Annotated in this window: 5 protein-coding genes and 1 tRNA gene; 4 read left to right on the forward strand and 2 right to left on the reverse strand. The window is 51.9% G+C overall.

The features are described 5' to 3' along the window. From AN618_RS14090 to AN618_RS12280, 4 genes are all read left to right on the forward strand, one after another. Positions 1-142 (forward strand): zinc ribbon domain-containing protein (locus AN618_RS14090; protein WP_157081658.1); only part of this gene is annotated, 142 nt, incomplete at its 5' end. Between the two features lie 19 nt (positions 143-161). After that, positions 162-302: a hypothetical protein gene (locus AN618_RS13270; protein WP_157081764.1), complete on the forward strand. Its 141-nt coding sequence runs from the start codon at positions 162-164 to the stop codon at positions 300-302. A 31-nt stretch (positions 303-333) separates the two neighbouring features. Continuing rightward, the gene (locus tag AN618_RS12275; protein ID WP_066355619.1) at positions 334-534 is read left to right on the forward strand and encodes a type II toxin-antitoxin system HicB family antitoxin; all 201 of its coding nucleotides are present in this window, start codon (positions 334-336) and stop codon (positions 532-534) included. Continuing rightward, positions 531-776: a type II toxin-antitoxin system HicA family toxin gene (locus AN618_RS12280; protein ID WP_066355622.1), complete on the forward strand. Its 246-nt coding sequence runs from the start codon at positions 531-533 to the stop codon at positions 774-776. The genes AN618_RS12275 and AN618_RS12280 overlap by 4 nt, the downstream gene beginning before the upstream one ends. 58 nt (positions 777-834) lie before the next feature. On the opposite strand, the gene AN618_RS12285 is transcribed toward AN618_RS12280, so the two are convergent. Both AN618_RS12285 and AN618_RS12290 read right to left on the reverse strand, forming a co-directional pair. Further along, entirely contained in the window at positions 835-1788 is a 954-nt protein-coding gene (locus AN618_RS12285; RefSeq protein ID WP_066355623.1) for a tyrosine-type recombinase/integrase, read from the reverse strand. A gap of 73 nt (positions 1789-1861) precedes the next feature. Further along, positions 1862-1936, reverse strand: a tRNA-Gly gene (locus AN618_RS12290). Positions 1937-1958: the final 22 nt, after the last annotated feature.

Raw genomic sequence — 1958 nt, forward strand, 5'->3', positions numbered from 1 at the left:
TCCGAAGTGCGGGAATGCTTCCCGGTATAACCGGAAGACCCAAGGCTGGTTTAAATGCATAAAATGTGGATACCAATCTGATGCGGACAGGGTGGGGGCAATAAACATAGCCGCGAGAGCGCTCGATGCTCTCGGGGCATGACCCCGGGAGAAAGGGGAGGGTGACACCCCTTAAGGCCAAGGTGATGAACCGGGTAGACCGGGGAGTGCTGGCTAACCTGCGGTGTGTACCGCCGTCCCACGCTGGGATGCCCCCTAATTCATTAGGGGGAGGATGTCACGATGTGATGCTGTATAATTAACAGTACGAACAATATTGGGAGGCTGTCTGTTATGCGGTTTACGGCAGTTATTACGAAAGAAGGCCGGTGGTATGTAGCGAAAGCCGTAGAAGTGGAAGTGGCTAGCCAGGGAAAGACTATCGAAGAAGCCCTTGAAAACCTGAAGGAAGCCCTGGAGCTTTACTTTCAAGATGAGCCTTTACCGGAAGTCCTGCCTGCTCCCATAATCGCAACGGTCGAGGTAGCCCTGTGAGTTCGAAACTGCCTGTTGTGTCCGGACTTGAAGTCATCAAAGCCCTCGCGAAGGCAGGTTTTTACCGGGTCAGCCAGCGGGGAAGTCATGTGAAAATGCGCCATCCCGGGGGAAGAATCGCAATAATTCCCCTTCATGATGAGCTTGCACCTGGGACTTTGCGCTCAATCCTGAAACAGGCAGGACTTAGCGTGGAAGAACTCACCGCTCTTCTGGGTCAAACGCCCCGTAAAAAGCAGTAAAAAGAGCACGAAAAAAGGCAGGGGTACATCTACATGCCCCTGCCTTAAAACCGTCTTTTTAAGCCATTTTCGTGGGCGTTAAGCGCCTCGGCGCTCTCTTCCCCATCTGCTGCAACTTCTGCACCGGAGAAGCTTTTTCGTGAACTTCCTTGATGTCGTCCTGCGACAGCCTTACATACCGGCGGGTCATGGTAAGGTCCGTATGGCCCAGAATTCTCTGAAGGCTGAACGGGTCGCCGCCGGCCTTGAGAAACTCAATCGCAAAGGTGTGGCGTAAACCGTAAGGGGTGACTTTTATCCCTGCCTTCTTGCAGTATTTCGCCAATCTTCTTGACCAACTTGCTGTATTTAAAACCCTTCCGTTTTCCGAAGCAAACAAAGGCACATCGTTATCCCACCACGAAGGGCGAAGTTTTAAGAACTTCGCCAATGCCTGAGCCGTATGGGGCGATATTGCCAAAGTCCTGCCGACCCTTGTCTTCGCAACTTCGGGCCTTATCCGTATCTCCCTCGACTCAAGCGAGAGGTCCGAAACCCTAACCTGCAACAGCTCCCCGGGCCTTGCGCCAGTGTCAATCTGCACAAGTATAAGGCAGTAATCCCTGAGGCCCGTATAGGTCCCTTTGTCCGGCTGCTGAAGAATTTTTTTTAACTCCTCAAGAGTAACATGCCTTGCGCTCTCTATATCCTCTTTAGCTTTCTTAAGCCCTGCGGTAGGATTAGCCGGTAGATAGCCTTCCTGCACGCACCAGTTAAAGAAGGCCCGGAGATACTTCAGCTTTATGTTCCTGTAGCCCGGGGAACACAACCGGCTGAAATAATGCAAGACTGCTTTCCGTATTGCTTCGTAATCGGATAAATCGCCGGAAGATTCGAGGAACTTCCCGACATGCCAGCGGTAATCCTCCAAAGTGCGTCGAGATAGGCCGTCGGCCTGTCTCGCAAGGAGGAATTCCTCCAGGACATGCTTTAAGTCGGGTATGCTTTGTTTAAATCTAACTAATTTGTGCATAAATATAACCCTCCCCAGGGAAATCGGACTTTTTTAGGGAGGGCAAGTCCGTTAAAGCTAGATTTTTCAAGGCTGGAGCGGAAGACGGGATTCGAACCCGCGGCACTCGGCTTGGGAAGCCGATGCTCTACCCCTGAGCTACTTCCGCCCGCAACCCTTGATTTTTCTAG

Source organism: Fervidicola ferrireducens (genome assembly GCF_001562425.1).
GTDB lineage: Bacteria > Bacillota > Thermosediminibacteria > Thermosediminibacterales > Thermosediminibacteraceae > Fervidicola > Fervidicola ferrireducens.

Coding starts and splice junctions, on each gene's coding strand:
- AN618_RS12275 (WP_066355619.1), top strand. CDS start 334: ATGCGGTTTACGGCAGTTATTACGAAAGAAGGCCGGTGGTATGTAGCG.
- AN618_RS12285 (WP_066355623.1), bottom strand. CDS start 1,788: ATGCACAAATTAGTTAGATTTAAACAAAGCATACCCGACTTAAAGCAT.